The sequence below is a fragment of the Fervidicoccaceae archaeon genome (assembly GCA_038878695.1).
Lineage (GTDB): Archaea > Thermoproteota > Thermoprotei_A > Sulfolobales > Fervidicoccaceae > JAVZVD01.
Window position 1 is genome coordinate 267,811 of sequence record JAVZVD010000001.1, and the last position, 19,617, is coordinate 287,427.

The 19,617-nt window shown below is 54.6% G+C and carries 20 protein-coding genes; 15 read left to right on the top strand and 5 right to left on the bottom strand.

Annotated features, from left to right (window positions below):
• Positions 1 to 7 precede the first annotated feature (7 nt).
• Genes QXU97_01535 through deoC form a run of 3 tightly spaced genes read left to right on the top strand, consistent with a single transcriptional unit; the run spans position 8 to position 1,383 of the window.
• Positions 8 to 421, top strand: coding sequence for a hypothetical protein (locus QXU97_01535; GenBank protein ID MEM4035288.1), 414 nt, complete (start codon positions 8 to 10; stop codon positions 419 to 421).
• A 15-nt stretch (positions 422 to 436) separates the two neighbouring features.
• Positions 437 to 667: a hypothetical protein gene (locus tag QXU97_01540; GenBank protein ID MEM4035289.1), complete on the top strand. Its 231-nt coding sequence runs from the start codon at positions 437 to 439 to the stop codon at positions 665 to 667.
• Positions 664 to 1,383: a deoxyribose-phosphate aldolase gene (gene deoC, locus QXU97_01545; GenBank protein MEM4035290.1), complete on the top strand. Its 720-nt coding sequence runs from the start codon at positions 664 to 666 to the stop codon at positions 1,381 to 1,383. The genes QXU97_01540 and deoC overlap by 4 nt, the downstream gene beginning before the upstream one ends.
• Positions 1,384 to 1,689: 306 nt before the next feature.
• Here the strand turns inward: deoC and QXU97_01550 are convergent, their stop codons facing one another.
• The 4 genes from QXU97_01550 to QXU97_01565 form a co-directional block, all read right to left on the bottom strand.
• Positions 1,690 to 3,369: a DUF87 domain-containing protein gene (locus QXU97_01550; GenBank protein ID MEM4035291.1), complete on the bottom strand. Its 1,680-nt coding sequence runs from the start codon at positions 3,367 to 3,369 to the stop codon at positions 1,690 to 1,692.
• Between the two features lie 286 nt (positions 3,370 to 3,655).
• On the bottom strand, positions 3,656 to 4,807 hold the full coding sequence (locus tag QXU97_01555; GenBank protein MEM4035292.1) for an NDP-sugar synthase: 1,152 nt from the start codon (positions 4,805 to 4,807) through the stop codon (positions 3,656 to 3,658).
• Between the two features lie 7 nt (positions 4,808 to 4,814).
• Positions 4,815 to 6,653 carry a glutamine--fructose-6-phosphate transaminase (isomerizing) gene (gene glmS, locus QXU97_01560; GenBank protein ID MEM4035293.1) on the bottom strand — a complete coding sequence of 613 codons (1,839 nt, stop codon included), beginning with the start codon at positions 6,651 to 6,653 and terminating at the stop codon, positions 4,815 to 4,817.
• A 146-nt stretch (positions 6,654 to 6,799) separates the two neighbouring features.
• Positions 6,800 to 8,038, bottom strand: a complete 1,239-nt coding sequence (locus QXU97_01565; GenBank protein ID MEM4035294.1) for a threonyl-tRNA synthetase editing domain-containing protein — start codon at positions 8,036 to 8,038, stop codon at positions 6,800 to 6,802.
• 93 nt (positions 8,039 to 8,131) lie between these two features.
• Between QXU97_01565 and radA the strand changes: the two genes are divergently transcribed.
• The 9 genes from radA (at position 8,132) to QXU97_01610 (ending at position 14,718) form a co-directional block, all read left to right on the top strand.
• On the top strand, positions 8,132 to 9,145 hold the full coding sequence (radA, locus tag QXU97_01570) for a DNA repair and recombination protein RadA (protein ID MEM4035295.1): 1,014 nt from the start codon (positions 8,132 to 8,134) through the stop codon (positions 9,143 to 9,145).
• A gap of 224 nt (positions 9,146 to 9,369) precedes the next feature.
• The gene (locus tag QXU97_01575; protein ID MEM4035296.1) at positions 9,370 to 9,531 is read left to right on the top strand and encodes a hypothetical protein; all 162 of its coding nucleotides are present in this window, start codon (positions 9,370 to 9,372) and stop codon (positions 9,529 to 9,531) included.
• A gap of 11 nt (positions 9,532 to 9,542) precedes the next feature.
• Positions 9,543 to 10,463, top strand: coding sequence for a putative RNA uridine N3 methyltransferase (locus QXU97_01580; protein ID MEM4035297.1), 921 nt, complete (start codon positions 9,543 to 9,545; stop codon positions 10,461 to 10,463).
• Positions 10,464 to 10,553: 90 nt separating this feature from the next.
• Positions 10,554 to 11,600, top strand: coding sequence for a 50S ribosomal protein L3 (locus tag QXU97_01585; protein ID MEM4035298.1), 1,047 nt, complete (start codon positions 10,554 to 10,556; stop codon positions 11,598 to 11,600).
• Between the two features lie 42 nt (positions 11,601 to 11,642).
• Positions 11,643 to 12,458 (top strand): 50S ribosomal protein L4, encoded by an 816-nt coding sequence (gene rpl4p / locus QXU97_01590; protein ID MEM4035299.1) that lies wholly within the window; start codon positions 11,643 to 11,645, stop codon positions 12,456 to 12,458.
• 2 nt (positions 12,459 to 12,460) lie between these two features.
• Positions 12,461 to 12,724: a 50S ribosomal protein L23 gene (locus QXU97_01595; protein ID MEM4035300.1), complete on the top strand. Its 264-nt coding sequence runs from the start codon at positions 12,461 to 12,463 to the stop codon at positions 12,722 to 12,724.
• Between the two features lie 20 nt (positions 12,725 to 12,744).
• Entirely contained in the window at positions 12,745 to 13,467 is a 723-nt protein-coding gene (locus QXU97_01600; GenBank protein ID MEM4035301.1) for a 50S ribosomal protein L2, read from the top strand.
• Positions 13,468 to 13,504: 37 nt separating this feature from the next.
• Entirely contained in the window at positions 13,505 to 13,753 is a 249-nt protein-coding gene (locus QXU97_01605; protein MEM4035302.1) for a hypothetical protein, read from the top strand.
• A 782-nt stretch (positions 13,754 to 14,535) separates the two neighbouring features.
• Entirely contained in the window at positions 14,536 to 14,718 is a 183-nt protein-coding gene (locus QXU97_01610; protein ID MEM4035303.1) for a hypothetical protein, read from the top strand.
• 205 nt (positions 14,719 to 14,923) lie between these two features.
• Here the strand turns inward: QXU97_01610 and QXU97_01615 are convergent, their stop codons facing one another.
• Positions 14,924 to 15,220 (bottom strand): acylphosphatase, encoded by a 297-nt coding sequence (locus tag QXU97_01615; protein ID MEM4035304.1) that lies wholly within the window; start codon positions 15,218 to 15,220, stop codon positions 14,924 to 14,926.
• Positions 15,221 to 15,268: 48 nt separating this feature from the next.
• On the opposite strand from QXU97_01615, the gene cyaB reads away from it, so the two are divergent.
• The 3 genes from cyaB to QXU97_01630 all read left to right on the top strand — a co-directional run bounded on the left by cyaB (position 15,269) and on the right by QXU97_01630 (position 19,594).
• Positions 15,269 to 15,799: a class IV adenylate cyclase gene (gene cyaB / locus QXU97_01620; protein MEM4035305.1), complete on the top strand. Its 531-nt coding sequence runs from the start codon at positions 15,269 to 15,271 to the stop codon at positions 15,797 to 15,799.
• An 88-nt stretch (positions 15,800 to 15,887) separates the two neighbouring features.
• A complete protein-coding gene (locus QXU97_01625; protein ID MEM4035306.1) occupies positions 15,888 to 18,350 on the top strand; it encodes a valine--tRNA ligase in 2,463 nt (820 codons plus the stop codon).
• Positions 18,347 to 19,594: a cysteine desulfurase gene (locus QXU97_01630; protein MEM4035307.1), complete on the top strand. Its 1,248-nt coding sequence runs from the start codon at positions 18,347 to 18,349 to the stop codon at positions 19,592 to 19,594. Before QXU97_01625 ends, QXU97_01630 begins: the two co-directional genes overlap by 4 nt.
• Positions 19,595 to 19,617 lie beyond the last annotated feature (23 nt).

Below are 19,617 nucleotides of genomic sequence, written 5' to 3' on the forward strand. Positions count from 1 at the left end.
CTATATTATGGGCGAGGAGGTAAAGGAGGCGGGTCAAGAGGAGGGGGAGAAACGAGAGTTCGACGAGGAGAAGACGTCGAGCGACGTCATTGAGCTCAAGAAACACGACCTAAAAACTCTCCTCTCGGTGATACCGCCTGCCGTGCAGCTCAGAGCCGAGAAGAAGGCCAGATCTCTCGAGAAGAGAATCAGAGTGAAGTACGGCGATGTGGGGCGCGATCAGATCGCGGTTGGCAAAGAGTTATCAAAGGAGTTGGAGCTAGGCGAAGAGGCCTATTTAACTGTGGCCGGGAGAAAGCGGTTCCTCTTGAAGGTGATCGTGCGAGAGGACCTACCAGCCGGCTTGGTCTTGGTGAACGGGGATCTAATGCGAGAGAACGGCGTAGCGGACAACTCTATTGCAACTCTGAGAAGAGCGTGAGGTGAGGAATTCGGCTTGAGAATGGCCGAGCAAAGCGGGGAATCAGTCGAGAAAGTGCGAATAGACCACGCCGGGTCTCTCTTCGATACTCAACGCGATAAGATCCACGGCTACTATTATTGTCCGCTCTGCAGTTCAAGCGAGGAGCCCCCCATATTCTTCACCGTGGACGATCTCCTGCTCCACTTCCGCGTTCACCTCAGAGAGAAGCAGGTTACCAAGAAGCAGCGGGGCGGCCTTCCGTGAGCTTCCCTTTCACTCTACCAAAGAGCGGCGCCGAGTTAGCTCGATTCATCGATCATACTATGATCAGGCCTACCGACACGCTCGACAAAGTTATCGAATCCCTCGATGAAATAGAGAGCGCGGGATTCAGAGCTCTCGTCGTCAGTCCTTGGCTGTTGCCGGAGATAGCTTCTCTCACGACTTCGAGGCTCGCTTCGGTGATCGGTTTCCCCCACGGCTCTGAGACTCTCCACGCGAAGCTCTACCAGGTTCGCGAGGTCGCGGAATTGGGCGCGAGAGAAGCGGACGTTGTGATCAACTTATGTGCCGTTAAGTCGGGGAGGAAAGATCTTGTAGTGAGAGAGATCTCCGAATTAACGCGGGAAGCCCACGAAAGGGGCCTAATCATCAAGTTCATCATTGAGACAGGACTTCTCTCAGAGCGGGAGTACTTATGGGCAGCCGAGAAGATCGTGGAGCATGGAGCCGACTTCGTGAAGACAAATACGGGCCATGGCCCGAGGGGGGTTCTGCCGGAGGACGTTGTTAAGTTGAGAAGGGTGGTTGGCAATAAAGCCGGTATAAAAGCCTCCGGCGGAATAAGGAGCGCATTGCAGGCTCTGGTGCTCCTCTGGGTGGGAGCTGACGTCATAGGGACGAGTAATGGGCTAGAGATAGTGCGAGAATACGATGCCCTCATAAAAGAAGGCCCTCTACGTGAGCTACCGTGGAAGTAGGCTCTAGTCTGTGCGAGGTGTGCGCGAGGAATAGAGCCTCGAGAGTTTGTAGCTTATGCGATAGGAGAGTTTGCGAGGAGTGCTCAGCTGATCTCTTAACTTCGAGCTCTGTTCTCTGCTCGATCTGCGCTTCAGCCCTCTGCGAGATCTGTAAAGCTAGCCTATCGAATGACTCGTGCGTGCTATGCGGCCGAAAGGTCTGCAGAGCTTGCGCAATCGAGCTGGATCAGGTCAAGAGGATATGCTCTGCGTGCGCGATGCGTTACAGCGACGCTTTCGGTGAGTACATGCTCAGGGTCGAGCGAGCTAGGCGCGGACTCCTTTCTCTCTTCGAGCGAAGACTCTCTTCTGGACGTGCCTCGAGCTGCTGACGTGAGTTGAGCCGCCTCGCGCGCACCAACTCTTTTCGATTACTATAAGCGTTGGCTTCGGGCAAGAGGGAGAGGAAAAGAACGCCTCACCTATCTCGAGCCTAGGTAAGAGAACCCTCTCGTTATGCTCCAACGCCATGCTCTCCTCGAGGATTCTCATATCGATGTTAGAGCGGATTGCGTGAACTATTTTCGTGTTGAGATTTTTAATGAATTCGGGATTCACGCTGCTAGGAGACTGCGTCACGATCACCACTCCTATCCCGAACTTCCTTGACTCGGCGATCATCTTCGACACGAAGTTATCGACCGACTTAGGCATAATATTATGAGCCTCATCCACTACTAGCAGGATCCTCCCTCCGGCCCCCCCTCTCGCGTAGCGAGTTTGATAAATAAATTTAATCAGAGCCAATGAATATAGCTTCTTCAAATTAAAGTTCTTTATATTGCTCAAATTTATAACCTGAATCTCTCCATTACTCGGGGGTCTATAGACTGTTTTAGAGAAGAGAATTTTTCCCTCAGGTGAGTCTAAAAGTTCAAGTTTACGCAGTAGGGCGCCTCGGAGCTCGCGGTCCCAGTAGCCTTCGGGGGACTTGCTATCGAGCAGCGCTATCAATGAGCTTATTCCAAAGAGCGAGCCCCCGCTCTCTTTGAGGACTCTATAGAGCACCGCCGATTGGGGGGCGGAAAGCGATAAAACGTCCTCCAACATGCTCACGGCATCCTCGATTGCTCCCTCTAGGGGATTCACTGACGCTGAGTCGTCCTCTAAGGGATCTAAGACCTCGACCCGCTCGGCACACGCCTCCTCTAGCAGGACACCGTACTCGCCGTGCCAATCCAGAATCACTACTGACATGCCAATTGAGGCCGCGCCGGTAGCCAAAACTGCCGAGGTGGTGGTTTTCCCGCTACCAGTCGAGCCAAAGATTCCCACGTGCCTCAGCAACTCCTCGGCGGTTAGCCCGAGTGGGCTGCCAGTGCGCTTACAGCGTCCCACATAAACTAAAGCTTCCTCTTTGGGGAGCTCCCTGCTGTTGCCCCACGCGTCGTGCCTAAGCTGTTTCCCGAATAACTCGAAAAGGGCATCTGGGCTCGACGTGTACTTCGTTGAGTGCTCAGGGCACTTGAAGGACTCGTCGCGCTTCCACCGGATCTCTGGCTCTAGACTCCTCAAGAAGCCCTCAATGAACTCGACCTTGGAAGGATCCATGTCGGACAAGCAGAGATGAAGCGCCGCCCCTCTCGGCGATAAGCTCAATATCAGACTGCTCTCGGAGCCCCAATGCCTAGATTTGTTTTTGATTAGAGAGTAGAGCGCGGCCAGAGCTTTCTCGCTCTCGGTTGAGTCAATGATCTCGAGCCTCCACGCACGAGCCTCTTTCTCGCGGACTCGTCCCCTTTTTCTGTACAAAACGAAGAGCGAAACGCATAACGCTGTGAATACTAGTGCTAGAACAGCTGCTCTGTATCGAATCACGGAGGAATCGCCAACACCCTCCGAGAGCGAGTTAAGGAACTCGAGGAACTTTCCGATCTTGCCAGTTAACGCAAAACCTATTACAATCAGAACAACTCCCTGGAGAACTACGTCGCTCTTTCCGCGCAAGGCTCTCTTCAGAACAGAGGCTGCTTCTTATTAAGGGAACCCGGGGAGAGAATTCGGGCCGTTGCTAGATAGGAGGAGCTCTGAGAGTAAGGCGAGGTCGTCTATGACAAGCTGGAGGCTGAAGTGTAAGAGCTGTAATGGTATTTGGACGTTAGATCTAAGCTTCGACCTGACCTCGATAGGAAGACTATACCATTTCTGCCCTATCTGCAGGAGGAATTCTTTCCACGACGTTTTAGAGCGAATAGAACGTCTGAGCTAGGAAGGTTGGAAGCTAGCTTTTCCGCTATCGAGCTCGCTCGGCGTCGAAGAAGCTCTCGGGCTCAACCACACACTTCGGCTGAAGCACGCTCCCACCGTTGATCAGAGCTTTCTCGCCTATTACGCTGCCTCTCTTAACGAAAACCGCCCCCCGTGCCGCCTCTCTTGGATCATAATTCAACGTCACGCACATTGGGCGTAGGAGGGCTGCATCTCCTATCACGCTATCCGTGATGTGACACTGAGAGCCAACAACGGCTCGCGGCCCAATATAGCTCCTCTTGACTTCAGCCCCACTGCCGACAACGGCTCCCGGCTCTACCGACACATAGCTCCTCACGAAGCTGTGAGCGCCGACCAGAGCGCCGCGCCCTATGAAGGCTGGTCCTTTGATCACGCAGTAGTGGTCTACGATCGCGTCTCTCTCTATCACTACGACGCCCTCTATGACAGCCGTTGGCGAGATCCTCGCCTCTGTGCTTATGATTGCCTCTCTCGTTGCGCTCAAGAGCTCCTTAACCGTGGACAGGAGATTGAAGGGGGAGTTGACGGCCGAGATGCTCCCGGACCATACATGAAAGTCGCAATCGTCCTTGGAGGAGAAGGAGACTATAGCCTCCAAGATGCTCCGTCTCTCCGAGAGCTCCGAAGCCAACCTTTTATCAGATATCATGATACCGGAGAAGTAGAGTCCCCGCTGGCCTCCAATACACACTCCGCGGATGACCTTCCGCGCGAGGTCAACCTCATATCTAACCGAGTGAACACCGACTACGTCTTCGCCTGGCGAGTAGGGGACGAGCAGCAAGGTGCTTCGTGACGTCTCGTTCCACCTAGAGATGACTGATGCGTAGACCTCAGGCCCCGCTATGGCTGAGCCTAACTGTAATACGAAGAACTCGTCGTCAATAGTTGAGATGAGCGAGGCCAGAGCACGCGCTGCTTCCTGCGACCACTCTATGGGGGCTATCCTAGCCGGAGGCTTAACGTACTCGAGCAGCTCGTGTGAGCCAGGGAAGGCCACCAGCACCTCCTCGAAGCCCAAATTTTGGACTTGTTGAAGCACCCTAGCCCCCACGGGCTTACCCATGAGTGACTGCAGCGGAACCAAAGAGTCTCGCTTGCGTAGAGGATAAAGCGTCTCGATCTCGGGGTGAGAGAAGTAGATGAACTTCATCGTCCGATCACTCCACGGTCACGGTCTTCGCTAGGTTCCGTGGCTTATCTGGGTCTCTACCAAGTCTCACGGCTACATGGTAAGAGAGCAGTTGTAGAGGCGGAATTAAAACGAACGGTTCGAGCAATGGACTCGCATCGGGGAGCTCGAGTTCTATGGACGCTGTTCTGCTCGGAGGCGTGCTTCTCGACCTATAGAGCAATACGAGAGCTCCCCGAGCTCTCATCTCGGCTAGATTGCCTTCGAGCTCTTCCATGGACTCAGATGTCCCAACGAAGATTGTCGGGAAGCCGGGCTCCACCAGCGCAATCGGCCCATGCTTAGATTCGCCAGCCGGATAAGCCTCGGCATGCACGTAAGCTATCTCTTTCATCTTGAGGGCGGCTTCCATGGCCAGCGGAAGACCGAGTCCTCGGCCTAAATAGTACGCGCTTCTCCAGCTCATTAATATCTCGCTGTGTCTCTTCACCTCCTCTTCACACGAGACGATAGCATCTCCCACGAGGCCTGCCGCCTTTTCCAACTCCCTGAGCAACGAAGAGTACTCGCCGCTATCGATCGTACCAACATCTCTGGCCAAGTGTATGGCCAAGTACTCGCCAACCAAGACCTGTGCGGTGAAAGTCTTGGTCGCGGCGACGCCTATTTCGGGGCCCGCTCGGGTCAGGAGCCTAATCTCGCCTTCTCTATATATGGCACTGCCGAGCACGTTGGTTAAAGTCACGATAGATGCACCACGTCTTTTAAACTCGCGTATCGCTTTCAGAGTGTCGACCGTCTCACCACTCTGGCTGATTGCCACTAGGACGTCACCGGACCCAACGATTCTCGCGGCTTGCTTGTATTCCGAGGAGACGAACGCGTAGACCGGTCTATGCGCTAACATTTCAATGAAATATTTGAGGATAAGACCAGCGTGGAAGCTCGTGCCGGCAGCCGTGACGAAGATTCTGTTGGCAGAGTAAATCAGGTCGACGGCTCTTCGCACTTCAACCTTATCGCTGTAGAGGCCGTCGAGCGTATCTCTGATAGCGGCTGGTTGCTCGTATATTTCCTTAATCATGAAATGAGGATATCCTCCCTTCTTCACGGTTTCCGGCTTCCACGTCACGGTCACGACGCGCCTCTCGATATCGATCGCTCTCCCTGTCCTCAGGTCCTCTACTATGATGGAGCCCGGTTTAATCCAACCAACTTCGCCATCGTTTAACACGATGATTTTATTAGTGTGTTCCAAGAGAGCTGGTATATCGCTGGCCAAGAAGCTGCCACGCTCGCTCACACCGATCACCAGAGGACTCTCGCTCTTAGCGAAGAAGATTCTATCCGGTTCGTGCGTTGTCACGAGAGCTATCGCGTAGCTACCCTTGAGGAGAGAAATTGCTCTCTTAAACGCGCTGTATATGTCGCCTAGCTCTCGATAAAACTCCTCGACCAAGTGAGCGACGACTTCGGTGTCGGTCTCGCTCTTAAACGCGTGACGCCCTTTTAGCTCGTCGCGCAACTCCACGAAGTTCCTGATAATGCCGTTGTGTACCACGGCTATCTTGCCGGTGCAGTCCACGTGTGGATGAGCGTTCTCGTCAGTGGGTGGACCGTGCGTGGCCCACCTCGTATGACCTATCCCAATTTCACCATCAACTAATGCAAAACCCAATTTCGCGGAAACAACATCTACTTTACCGGCCCCCTTCAGCACGAGGAGCCCTCCCGGATCCCTCACGACGGCGATTCCGACGCTGTCGTATCCACGATACTCGAGCGCTTTCAGTCCTCTGAGGAGGAGCTCTCCCAGAGTCGAGTCGCCTCTGGGCCCTCGGAGGCACAATCCTATGATTCCGCACAAGGAGCTGCACCGGCGAATCAGTGGAGGTTCGTCTCGTCACCCAGACTCGGAGCCGTGAGTCTCCTCATCTCCGCCGATATAAGGATAAACTTGAGGGGAGATTATTCATATTTTGCGTTCTTAGAAGCTTCAGTGGCTAACCGCGGCTAACCGCAGTATCCAGCTACGCCGCTGACCTCTTTCAGGTAGTCCGCCAGCCTCCCGATCTCGATGACCTCCTGGAGACCTTTGTCGCGGCGTCTGACTACTAGCGTCCCTGTCCTCTCCTCTCTCTCGCCAACTATCAGAGTCACGGGAGCCCACATCATTCCAGCCGAGCGTATCTTGGACCCTAGCGGTGTGGGCTCTACGTCTATCTTGTACCTGAGACGGCTCGAGGCAATGATTCTCTCGATCTCGGATATAAAATTCGACGAGACCCCGCCAACTGCGGCCACGTAGACTTGAACGGGAGAGGCCGCGGAAGGTAGGAGAGGAGTCCCGCCCTCACTCACACGAGAGATCTCCGCCAGTAATGTGCTCATGTACAGCGCTAGGAGATTAATAGAGACTCCTCTAGCGGCTCGCATACCAATTTGAGCTGACCACTTATGGCCTAGAGCAATAATTGCTCCCTCGTTCTCGAGCACTGAGGCGCGACACGCGAGGTACCTTTCAATGACTCGCTCACTTGCCGGGAGTGAACGCTCAATGTAGAATGCGCGCTTGTTAGAGAGAATAAGCTCAGCCGGGAAAAGCGAGTCCTCGCTAGTCCAGCGCGGCTCTCGAACGAAGATTAACCCGCGACGCTCCGCGCCGCTCGAGACCTCCAATGCGACGCTTTCTATAGCCCACGCGAGTTCCGGGCTTAGCGAAAGCCCCCCCTCCTCGTTGATGCGAAGACCAAAGCGCTCAAAGTATCTCTCTGCTAGCTTCCCGAGCTCGCCTCCCTCGACTTTCACCGTGATACGAGGAATCAAAGCGCGCGGCGCGCGAGGAGCCGATCCCCCTATGTTCCTCGATAGCTCGCTGAGGGGATGGCCTGCCGCCTCCAACGAGAACCTCTTGTACCACCCGAAGGGTGCTCGATGAACCGTGAAGCCAGCTTCTCGCAGGACTCGCTCCAGCTCTCTCAGAAGATTCAGTGCCAGCGAGGGCTGAGCTGGCGAGCTCGAGAGATGTACGTAGGGATATAGCACGACCGACGACCTCTTCAGAGACCTTAGATGCGACGCGATGGACTCCACGGCTAGTGTTACGGCCTCCGCGTCGTCTCCTTCCTCTATCGTGGTGAATGCTACTAGGCAGTCGTCGAAGCATCCGCTCTTAGGCTCGTCGTGCGGCTCAATTGCTACTGCCACTGGCTCATAGCAGAATTTGAGAGCGTGGATCTGCAGTAACCTCAAGAGCATTACTCCCCTTCGGCGAAGAGCGCCTGATATTTTCGCTGTACTATATATTTATACACGGAGACAGAAAAAGACAGCAGGAGCCATAGCATGCAGTCGAAGACCAAATCTGGCAAGGAACGCGGGGCTCTAGAAGAGGGCGAAATCTCGGCCACCTCGACAATTAAGACTCTGACAGACTTACCCGGCATCGGGCCAGCCACGGCGGCGAAGCTGATCGAGGCAGGCTATGCGACGTTAGAAGCCATAGCGGTGGCAACTCCTCAGGAGTTGAGCGCAGTAGCCGGAATCCCTCTAGCCACGGCTCAGAAGGCCATAAAGGCCGCGCGCGAGGCCCTCGACATACGCTTTAAGACCGCGCTCGAAGTGAAGCGCGAGAGGATAAACGTTAGAAAGATAACGACGGGCAGTAAGAGCCTCGATGAGCTCCTCGGCGGAGGCATTGAGACTAGGACCATAACAGAGTTCTTCGGCGAGTACGGGACTGGCAAGACCCAGCTGTGTCACCAGCTAGCCGTCAACGTGCAGCTGGAACCGGAGCGGGGCGGATTATCGGGTAAAGCCGTTTACATAGACAGCGAGGGGACATTTCGGTGGGAACGAATAGAGGCCATGGCGAGAGGCGCCGGCTTAAACCCTGAACAGACCATGGAGAACATATTGTACGTCCGAGCCGTCAACAGCGATCATCAGATGGCCATAATCGAGGAGCTGATAGACGTGGTCCCTAAGGAGGGGATAAAGCTCGTGGTCGTAGACTCCGTGACCGGACATTTCAGAGCAGAGTATCCGGGGCGCGAGAATTTGGCTGCTAGGCAGCAGAAGCTGAACCGTCACCTCCATCAACTCATGAAACTGGCCGAAATATACAACGTTGCAGTCGTGGTGACGAATCAGGTCATGGCGAGACCGGACGTATTCTACGGAGACCCCACGCAAGCCGTCGGAGGCCACGTCCTATACCACGCGCCTGGCGTTCGAGTGCAGTTGAGAAGAAGTCGCGGCAATAAGAGAATAGCGCGCGTGGTCGACGCGCCGCACTTGCCAGAAGGAGAAGCAGTCTTCGCGATCACGGACGTAGGCATAAGAGACGCGGAGGACTAGAGCTAGGGCCAACCATTAGAGGCTTATTCACTACCGCTCTAGGAGCTCTACATCTAATCGTTCAGCGACGCTACCCATTCCCGGACAGCGAGCGCCCCTTCCACCTGCCTCCCTCATTACTTCCGTCTACTACGGTCGAAATAACGTGTTATTGCGTTTCGAGGGCGATCGCAAATGGCACGCGAGGGGAAAACAGAGCTCTACGCGAGGATCTCGTTCATCGCGTGTTAAAGTCTATAACGTCGAAGTTGCAAAGCGAGTATACTGGGGCGAGAAGCATGGGGGGAAGACAGAGGACGACACTCTTCATGGAGACTAGCGAGAGAAGAGGGGTCGAGGGGCAGAAGAGCGAAAAGCAGAAGGGCGAGAAGAAGGGTCAGCGATAGCGCTCTAATAAGTGAGGGTACTAGAGAGCGCCGGCCTCGGGCCCGAGGAGGAGCCTCTATTGTCGCTTATTGATGTCGCGATTCTACTACCAAGGTGTACCCTTGAAAACGAGCCCGACCTTCTCAGATCAACCATCAAGGCGTGGCTCATAGCTAGATTCTCCGCGATTTATAGGGTAAGTACTGTGGGGATCTATCGTAGTCGCTCTAGCGACAAGGAGTGCCGCAACGAAGGGGAGTTGCTGTCTCTATTGCTCTCCTACATGAGGGCGCCGCCCTACCTCAAGAAGAAACTCTTCTCCGTGAAGAAAGAGCTCAAATACGTTGGGTTGGCCCCGCCGCTTCAAATACCAACTCACACAGTCTCCGAGAAACCTGTCGTCGGTGAGGTGAGGGAAGCTCTCGTGGTGAAGGTCTCGAGGGGGAGAGCTCTACTCCACATAGGACTTGATGCCCCCGTGTGGGTTGAGGCCTCCGTGCGTGAGGTGAGACCAGGTTCGACGCTTTTTATCCGCGTGAAAGGAACCGAGCCATTAGAGGTAGAAATCTTGAGATCTGCGCCAAACGACGTCTACGTCGGCTATTCGGTGATCAACATAAATGATGTAGTAGCGCATCTCAGGGAGAGCGGCCGTCGCGGAGTCTACCGCCTGGGCACTTCTAGGTTAGGTGATCCTCTGGACAAGTCGCTTGAGAGGATGAAACGGAAAATCGCTAACTCGAGGGGAGTTTTACTGCTCTTCGGTGAGCCAAGGCGCGGCATATTCGACGTGCTTCGCGAACTCGGGGCAGAGCCGAGCGATGTCCTAGACGACGTGGTCAACTTGATCCCTGCCCAGGGCACCAAGACGGTTAGGACGGAGGAGGCGCTAGCGGCTGCTCTCCAAACGGTGAGACTTCTCGAAGCTCTCTCTACAAGCTCTGCAAGCTAAATAAGGCCGCGCCGCACATTCAGCGGAGCGACGCTGGGAGAAAACTGTCGAGTCCTCAGGAGTCGAGCTGAGTCAAGAGGGTAAGGTGAGATGGGTCATAGAAAGAAGCACGCCCCGAGACGCGGCAGCCTCGGAGTTAGACCACGTAAGAGAGCTTCGAGCATAATACCTAGGATCAGGAGCTGGCCAAGAGTCGAGGAAGGGCCGGTCAAGCCTCTCGGCTTCTTGGGGTATAAGGTTGGCATGACGCACGCAATTATAATAGACGATAGGCCGGGAAGCCCAACGTACGGCAGAGAAATTTTCGCGCCGCTCACGGTCGTGGAGACCCCACCTATGATCGTCGCTGGCGTGAGACTCTACGAATCGGGCTCGAGCGGTGGGAAGAGCCTAAGAGCACTCACGGAAGTTTGGGCTTCTCTCGATATATTGGAGAGAGCTCACGTGAGGAGGCTCATCAAGAACTTCCATGGAACTAGTGAGGAGATCAAATCTAAGGTAGAGGGGCTTATCGATAGAATTTCCGACGTGAGATTGCTCATGTTATCGCAGCCCTCGCTCATCACCGGTGTTCCAAAGAAGAAACCGGACCTCGTGGAAGTGGCTCTAGCTGGCATCGATGTGAGCGAGAAGTTGAATTACGCTCTCTCTAAGATCGGTAGCGCCGTGAGGGTGAGTGAGATCTTCAGGGCTGGGCAATTCGTCGATGTGCTTGGGGTGACGAAGGGCAAAGGCTTCCAAGGCGTAATAAAGAGGTTCGGCGTGAAGGAGCTTCCAAGGTGGCACAAGCATAGGAAGCACAGTAGAACGGTCGGTTCACGAGGATCCAGGGTGGGGGCGCTCTCAAGCACCCCCCAAGCCGGACAGATGGGCTTCCATCAGAGAACCGAGTATAACAAGAGAATAATCTACGTTGGTCTCGCCGAAGCGAGCGACTCCCTGAAGGAGTTCACGCCACCTGGTGGGTGGCATAGATATGGGCTGTTGAGGTCAGATTTTGTAGTGATATTGGGGTCGGTGCAGGGGCCACCCAAGAGGCCGTTGATACTCAGGCACCCAGTGAGGCCTATACCGTGGGAACCAGCCGGCGCGCCGAGGATTCTCTACATAGACGCGTCACACCGAATGTTGACCTAATCGATGAGATGAGGTCTCCGAATATACTAACGGTGAGGCAACATGCCTATCTTCATTGATAACAGCTCGGCGAAAAGAGTCCCTGTGTATGGAATCAATGGGGTTCAAGTGGGAGAGGTAGTGCTGCCCCCTATATTCCGGGCTCCTATTAGGAGAGACCTGATCCTGCGCGCTTTCCTCGCGGAGTTTACGGCCTCGCTCCAGCCCAAGGGCCGAGACCCCATGGCTGGCAAGAGAACTTCAGCCAGGAGCCTCGGCGTGGGCTACGGCCTCGCTAGAGTCCCAAGAGTGCGAGGAACAACGCGCGCCGCTTTCGTTAACTTCGCGGTGGGCGGCATGGTGGCGCACCCTCCACGTGTCGAGGAAAGGATAAGAGAAAACATAAATCGAAGAGAGAGGCTCCTAGCGACAATAAGCGCAATCTCGTCGACTACGGACCCCAATCTCGTTAAGAGAAGAGGGCACAGATTCTCCGCGGAGATACTCCCCATCGTGCTCCACGACGAAGTCGAGCAAAACGTGAGGAGCGCTAAGGAAGCGAGGGCGCTCATGGAGGCTTTAGGGGTCTACGAGGACATCGAGAGGTCTAAGGATAGGACTCGAATAAAGGCTGGACGGGGCAAAATGCGCGGTCGGAAATACGTCGAGCCTAAGAGCTTGCTGTTCGTCTTGAGCTCGCGCCTCTCACCACTGGCCCGGAGCGTGAGGAACTTTCCGGGCGTCGACGTAGAGACCGCGGCGACGCTGAGCGTCCTTAGCCTAGCTCCCGGCGGGATCCCTGGGCGACTAGCGATTTACACGATCTCCTCGCTCGACGCGCTGCAGAAGAGGTTCGAGGAGTTGCTAGTGGTGAAATAGTAATGGAGAAGTCTTTCGAGGTCCTGATAAAACCTTTGCACACCGAGAAGGCCCTCAATTACATAGAACGCTACAACACTCTAGTGTTCATTGTGGATAGAAGAGCTACGAAGCATCAGATAAAGCGCGCAGTAGAGGAGACCTTCGGCGTCAAGGTGAAGGAAGTGCGAACGCTCATAACGCCCAAGGGCGAGAAGAAAGCTATGGTGAAGCTGGCCGAGGGATACAATGCCGAGGAAGTGGCTACTAGGTTAGGTGTGCTCTGATGCGCGAAGGTGAGGGCTAGTTGGGGAAGAGGACATTAGTGCAGAGAAAGGGCCGCGGGGGGCCTACCTTTAGGAGTAGAAGGCATCTGAAGATAGCCCCAGCCAAATACCCACCCGTCACGGAGAAAACTATCAGGGGAATAGTCGAGGACATACTTCACGAGCCCGGTCGGTGGACCCCTCTAGCTAAGATAAGAGTGATAGAAGATGGTTCAATCTTCTACGTGCCCGCGGCCGAGGGCCTCTTTATTGGGCAAACGATCTTCATAGGTCCTGAGGCCGAGCCGCGCAACGGCAATGTGCTCCCCCTCGAGAAAATACCCGAGGGCACGCAGGTATTCAACGTAGAGCTGAGGGAAGGAGATGGGGGAAAGTTGGCCAGACAGGCCGGCTCCTATGCCGTCCTGATAGGGAAGACGGGGCAAGGCAAGGTGGTATTGTTATTGCCCAGCGGCAAGACGAAGGAAGTCGACGGGAAGGCGAGGGCTACCATAGGGATTCCGGCCAGCGGTGGCAAGATCGAGAAGCCTCTCCTCAAGGCCGGAGCGGCTTATCATAAGTGGAAGCCGAAGGCCAGGAAGTGGCCCATCGTGCGCGGCGTAGCCATGAATGCGGCTTCGCACCCGTGGGGCGGTGGCAGTCATCAGTCCGAGGGTAAGCCCACGACGGTCTCGAGGAACGCTCCACCCGGTAGAAAGGTAGGCCATATAGCGGCTAGAAGAACCGGGAGGAGGAAGAGATAGGAAGCCTCGAACGTGTCACCTATGCGGAGGGTGTCACGTGGTCAAAGCCTACAGATTCTACTACACGACTTTCTACGATGAAGAGCACGAGAGGGTCAAAGCCTATATCAAGGGGCTTTTCGGCATCGAGCCGATAGAGCACACATCGAGGATCCCAGGCTTTCGATGGATCGAGGTCAGATTCACCCGCGAGCTGCCGAAGGTGAACATAGAATCTTTGATAGAGTCTCTGAAGAAGATGTTGGGCGGAGACGCGTATGTGAGAGTCGACGTGATAGATCTCTGAGTGTTGTGAGCGCTGACCGATCTACCCTTCAATTATTAAGCGCAGGGACTGAGAAGCCGGGCCAAAGAAGAGAACTGGGGCTTCTCGTCGACAACGCGCTTGGCCCGAGTCTTGATGCTCGGAGCTGGTATTTCCGACTTTGCGGCAGCATTGGAGTTAGCGAATAAAACATCGATCAAGGTAGAACTTTTCGACCGTGGCGCTAGCTACTCGAGGTCGTGCGGTGAAGCGGCGATGAGAGAGCTCGAGAATATAAGTCCCGTAGAATTACCAATAGTAGCCGAAGTCTCGAGCTTTCATTTCGATCTGAGAGGTGGCGAGTCCTTCGAAGCAGACTTCACTAGTCCCGCGTGGTATATCATTGACAGGGGGCGTGAATGGCCTCGTTAAGAAAAATGAGGCGCGCAGAGCCGGCGCTAGGCTCCACTTTTTGCGCGTCAGAGACCCCCGGCCGTCAACAACGGCTCACCCCTGATAGATGCCAGGAGGGCCCTGGGTCGCTGGAAGCCTCGGGGAAAAGCCTCTGCTCTTAGAGCGATCGCGAAGGCTGAGTGGAGCGGGGACCCGGCGGTCCTCGAGTACGACTCGAGACGCCTCACACCATCCTGGATCTTTCCCAGAAGACGTGGTCTCGTCAATGTCGAGATCGCTCGTGCGCGTAGCGGAAACAGCAGAAATCTAATCGATGACTTGAGAGCCAATATCGAGGCTCACCCGAGGGGCGCCAAGGCTCTGAATACGAGAGGATCCCTAATAGTAATAGTCGTCGGTGGTCCGGCGCCATGGAAGATCCATGGAAGATAGGTCCTCTCCTACGCGTTGGCGAGGCTGGAGGCTATGTTCGCCCGCTGACCCACGAGGGCATAAGAACATCATCTACTCATGCGCTTCGCATAGCCGAAGCGATAACCAAGGTAGTAGATCTTCGGGAGGCTCTGAAAAATAGCTCGCTCGAAGCTTTCTGAGCTAGAATTAGAATCGCAGTTAAGGCTCAAAGCGCATCTTTTAAGAGTTCTAGAGAACATCGACCCAACGATTAGAGCACTGCTGCTATCGAGTCTCAGGAGAAGCTTCGTTGAGAGGTTTCTGAAGACCGCGACATCGGTTTGAGCGACGTCTTCACCGCGACAGTTCTTTCAACTTATAAGACAATAATAAAATTAAAATTGTTTAATAAATTATAACAAAATCGTCGAACTCTCCGCGATAATCTTGCCACTCCAGCGTAACGCGCCTCACCTTTGCTCGCGGAGGACCTCGCAGAGCCCACGTGATTACTCTCAGCACGTTCTCAAGCTCCCCCTCTATGACCGCCTCGACGCTGCCGTCCGGGTTGTTCCTGACCCATCCTTTTACTCCGTTGTTTAAGGCCACTCTGCGCATGTTCGCCCTGAAGAAGACCCCCTGCACTTCGCCTTCGATGCGCAGTCTGGCTCTCGCGCCTTCCAGAGAAAAGACACCCCCCACTTATTTTCCCTCCTTAGGCGGGAAATAAGCGGAAGACGTGAGGGTGTAATGACAGTCGAGCGAGAGATTAAGGTGAAACTAGATCAGCTGGACCTCGCCAAGCTCCGTGAGTGGTTGAACGATAGGTGCGTTCCTCTAGGCGAGGAGGTGCAGGTCGACACATACTTTCGACATCCGTGCAGAGACTTCGAGGTAACCGATGAGGCGCTGAGGCTGAGGAAGCGGGGGGGAGCAGACCAAGCCGAATTGTGCTACAAAGGCCCCAGGAGCGTCGGAGGAGAGCTCGTCAAGGCAAGGGAAGAAATTGAGGTGAGCGTGAAGAGCGCGAGCGAGCTCTCACGCATCCTAGTAAGGCTAGGCTTCGAGCCTGTGGCCGAAGTTGTGAAAGAAAGGGAGATCTTCGATTGCGGGAATTTCATCACTTATCTAGATCACATCGAAGAGCTCGGCGACTTCGCCGAGTTCGAGGCCAGAGGGGTAGAGCAAGCCGAACTGGTGAAACTTCTCAAGAACTTTGGGCTCCTCGAGAAAGCGGAGAGCAGAACGTACTTAGAGCTATTGCTCGAGAAACGCCGCTGAGGCTCGATATCCGGTCTATTTATAAGGCTAAATTCCGGGTCTGCGCACTCATGGCGAGTCCCTAAGAGCGCAGAGGTGCAGCGCCTCTTTGACGACGAAATTCGAACCAAGGATCGGCGAGAAGCGCTGGGACCACTCAACTGAGGAGACAAAGCTTTTGGAACTTTGGGAGCGAGAAGCTCCCGGAGCTTTTAGGCGAGACCAGATCCGAAAGAAGCCAACGATAGCTATCGACGTGCCTCCTCCCTACGCGAGTGGTAAATGGCATGTGGGAGGGGCAGCACATTACGTTCACCACGACATACTGATCAGGTACCTCAGAATGAGAGGCTATAACGTATTGGCTCCCTTCTACGCCGATCGCAACGGCCTGCCTGTAGAAGTTTACATAGAGAGGACGCGCGGGATAAACCCGCACGAGCTCGCGTCGACGCGAGAGGGAAGAGAGAAATTCCTCGAACTCTGTAAAGAGCAGCTTGACAAGACAGAGAGAGAGCTCGTTAAAATTTGGAAGAAGTTGGGTTGTAGCTTCGAGTATTGGCAGGAAGGCACCGATAGCTCTCTCTACCGGAGACTGACTCAACAAACATTCATTGAGCTTTGGAAGAGAGGACTAATCTACCTAGCCGAGAAGCCCGTGAGCTGGTGCCCCCGCTGCAGGACCTCCCTGAGCGAGGCCGAGATAGAGTACAGGGAAGAGCAAGGTCGCTTATACTTCTTGAACTTTGAGCTGCTCAGAGGCGGGAAGGTCACGGTAGCTACCACGAGACCGGAGCTGCTCGCTGCGTGTCGAGCTTTGATCTACAACCCAAATGACTTAAGGTACTCCGGGCTCCGAGGAGAGAAAGCTCGGGTCCCGCTCTACGACCATCTGGTCTCAATTTTCGAGCATCCATACGCTTCGCCTACCATTGGTACGGGCCTAATGATGGTATGCAGCTACGGAGATCAAGCCGACGTCAGGCTATTCCGCGAGCTTGGGCTAGAGCCCGTGGCCCTTATCAGAGAGGATGGAACGCTCAGCGAGCGAGCAGGCCGACTGGCCGGCTTGTCGGTGGTTGAGGCTAGGAGGAAAATAGTCGAAATACTCGAAGAGATCGGGGCGTTACAGAGAGCTGAAGATTATAAGCACACGATCCCTACCTGTTGGAGATGTGGCACGCGCGTAGAATACATACAGAGAAGAGAGTACTTCCTCCGACAGCTCGACTTTAAAGAAGATCTCTTGAAAATAGTAGAAAATATTAAATTCTTTCCTGAATTTCATAAGAGAAAATTGATAGATTGGATAAATTCGCTGAGCATGGATTGGCCTATATCGAGAGACAGATACTACGCTACCGAGATCCCAGCGTGGAAGTGCTCTAGATGTAACGAGATCTTGGTCCCCGAGAAGCTGGATGAATATTGTAGACCGTGGAGAGACCCGCCCCCATGGGAGTTCTGCCCCAAGTGCGGAGCTCCTAGGGAGGAGCTCGTGGGAGAGAAAAAAGTCTTCGACACGTGGTTCGATTCTAGCATCTCCTGCCTCTACGTGACGGGCTACCAACGCGACTTAGAACTCTACGAGGCCGTGAAGGACTCCACGGTCAGAGTACAGGGCTACGACATCATTAGGACGTGGCTTTACTTCAGCTTGCTCCGAGTGTACCTCCTCACAGGTCGTCCTGCGTTCTCTTACGTGAGAATAACAGGCATGGGCCTCGATGAGCGAGGCGAGGCGATGCACAAGTCCAAGGGCAACGTCATTAACCCAGAGCCTGTCCTAGAGGAATATGGCGCCGATGCCTTTAGATTCTGGGCGGCGATCTCGACCAAGATCGGCTACGACTACAGATTCTCGCCTCAACAGTTGAGAGCGGGGAAGCTATTCGTGACGAAGCTCTGGAACATAGCGCGCTTCATATCATCGTTCCCGGAGCCGGCGGCCGAGGCTCGCTCGACGTTGGTGGACCTGGACCGAGCTCTGTTGAGCAAGCTCAACTCCGTCGCCAGAGCCTACGTCAAGTACTTCGATGAGGAGCTTGACCACTTCGAGGCGACGCTCGTAACGTACAACTTCGTCTGGAACGTGTTTGCAAGCCATTACTTGGAGGCCGTCAAAGACAGAGCATACAACAGAACGGGCGATTGGTCTACGAGCGAGCAGCTGTCGGCTTGGGCAACCTTGCACGAGACCCTGCGAGGGATCCTAAAGCTCCTAGCTCCGATAATGCCGTTCATCACTGATGCCATATGGAGGAGGCTCTACGGGCCGAAGAGCATACACGAGGAGACGCTGGATCTCCCGAGGCCCGAGTGGGACTCTTGGGACTCGCGCTTGTTAGATCTACTCGTTACGATAAATGGAGAGGTCTGGAGATACAAGAGGAAGAGAGGTCTGACGCCGAGACAGCCCGTCGCCGATGTGCTGTTCTACGTGCCCTCGGAGGCAGAGCCCCTCGTGAAGCACCTCGAGAAGTTACACGCGGCAAAGTTCGAGGTCGGAGAACCTCCGCTCTACGCAGAGAAACTCGGAACGGTCTCTGTTGTTGAGCTCCGCCAGAGGTGATCGATTTGGAACTAGATGTAGAAAGCATCAGGCGCGACTTCCCTATTCTCGATCAGGTCATTGGAGGTAGAAAGCTGGTTTACCTCGATAACGCTGCCACGACTCATAAACCGAGACAAGTTGTCGAGAGAGTCGTCGAAGTATACTACAAGCATTACTCCAATGTGCATAGAGGTCATCACAGCCTGAGCGAAATATCTACCGAGCTCTACGAAGAGGCCCACAGAGCGGTCGCGAGATTTATCGGGGCCCGCTTTTGGGAGGAAATAGTGCTGACCTTCAATACTACAACGGCCATAAACGCGATCGCTGTCCCTCTACTCGAAAAGACCTCTCGAGAGGGGAGGAAAAAAGTTCTACTCACGCAGATGGAACATCACAGCAACATGTTGCCCTGGAGAAGAGCCGCTAAGCTTCTCGGGTGCGAAATCTCCTATATCCCAGTCAAGAGGAGCGGGCTCTTGGACTTTGAGAAGGCTCTAGAGCTTCTGAACGACGACGTGGGGGTGCTCGCGATCTCTCATGCTAGTAACGTCACCGGCGTGATAAACGACGTGAGGCTCCTGGCTCGCCGAGCCCACGAGTATGGAATCGTGGTGGTAGTCGATGGGGCGCAATCAGCGCCACACCTCAAGATCAATGTTAACGACCTCGAAGTAGACTTCTTCGCCTTCAGTGGGCACAAAATGCTCGCTCCAGAGGGGACTGGCGTACTCTACGGGCGAAGAGAGCTGCTCGAGGAGCTCGAGCCGTGGTTCGTCGGAGGAGGAGCGGTCAGGAGGGTCACAGTGGACGACGTGATCTACGAGGACCTGCCGTGGAGATTCGAACCAGGCACCCCCGACGTGGCAGGCGCGGCCGGACTCATTGAGGCTGTGAAGTACCTAGAGAGAGTGGGCATGGAGCGCCTCCACTCGCACGAGGCGAAGCTCTTGAGGCTAGCGAGAGAAATTCTAGCCAACGACGAACGAGTGATACTTTACCAGCCTGCTGAACCGGAGAAGCACACGGGCATCTTAGCGTTCAACGTACGTGGTATAAACTGCCATGTTGTCGGCAAGATCCTTAATGACTTCTACGGCGTGGCCGTGAGAACCGGCTTACATTGTGCCCATCCATATCACGTAGCCATAGGCGCTCCCGATGGCACCGTGAGAGCCAGCTTCTACCTTTACAATACGGCTGAGGAGATCGAGTATTTCGCGGAAGCCGTGAGAGAAATAGCACGCAAGTACTCCAAATAGATAGCTCCCCACCTAAGATAGTA

Coding starts and splice junctions, on each gene's coding strand:
- cyaB (MEM4035305.1), top strand. CDS start 15,269: ATGACAGTCGAGCGAGAGATTAAGGTGAAACTAGATCAGCTGGACCTC.
- QXU97_01535 (MEM4035288.1), top strand. CDS start 8: ATGGGCGAGGAGGTAAAGGAGGCGGGTCAAGAGGAGGGGGAGAAACGA.
- QXU97_01555 (MEM4035292.1), bottom strand. CDS start 4,807: ATGAAGTTCATCTACTTCTCTCACCCCGAGATCGAGACGCTTTATCCT.
- QXU97_01595 (MEM4035300.1), top strand. CDS start 12,461: ATGGAGAAGTCTTTCGAGGTCCTGATAAAACCTTTGCACACCGAGAAG.
- rpl4p (MEM4035299.1), top strand. CDS start 11,643: ATGCCTATCTTCATTGATAACAGCTCGGCGAAAAGAGTCCCTGTGTAT.
- radA (MEM4035295.1), top strand. CDS start 8,132: ATGCAGTCGAAGACCAAATCTGGCAAGGAACGCGGGGCTCTAGAAGAG.
- QXU97_01610 (MEM4035303.1), top strand. CDS start 14,536: ATGGAAGATCCATGGAAGATAGGTCCTCTCCTACGCGTTGGCGAGGCT.
- QXU97_01585 (MEM4035298.1), top strand. CDS start 10,554: ATGGGTCATAGAAAGAAGCACGCCCCGAGACGCGGCAGCCTCGGAGTT.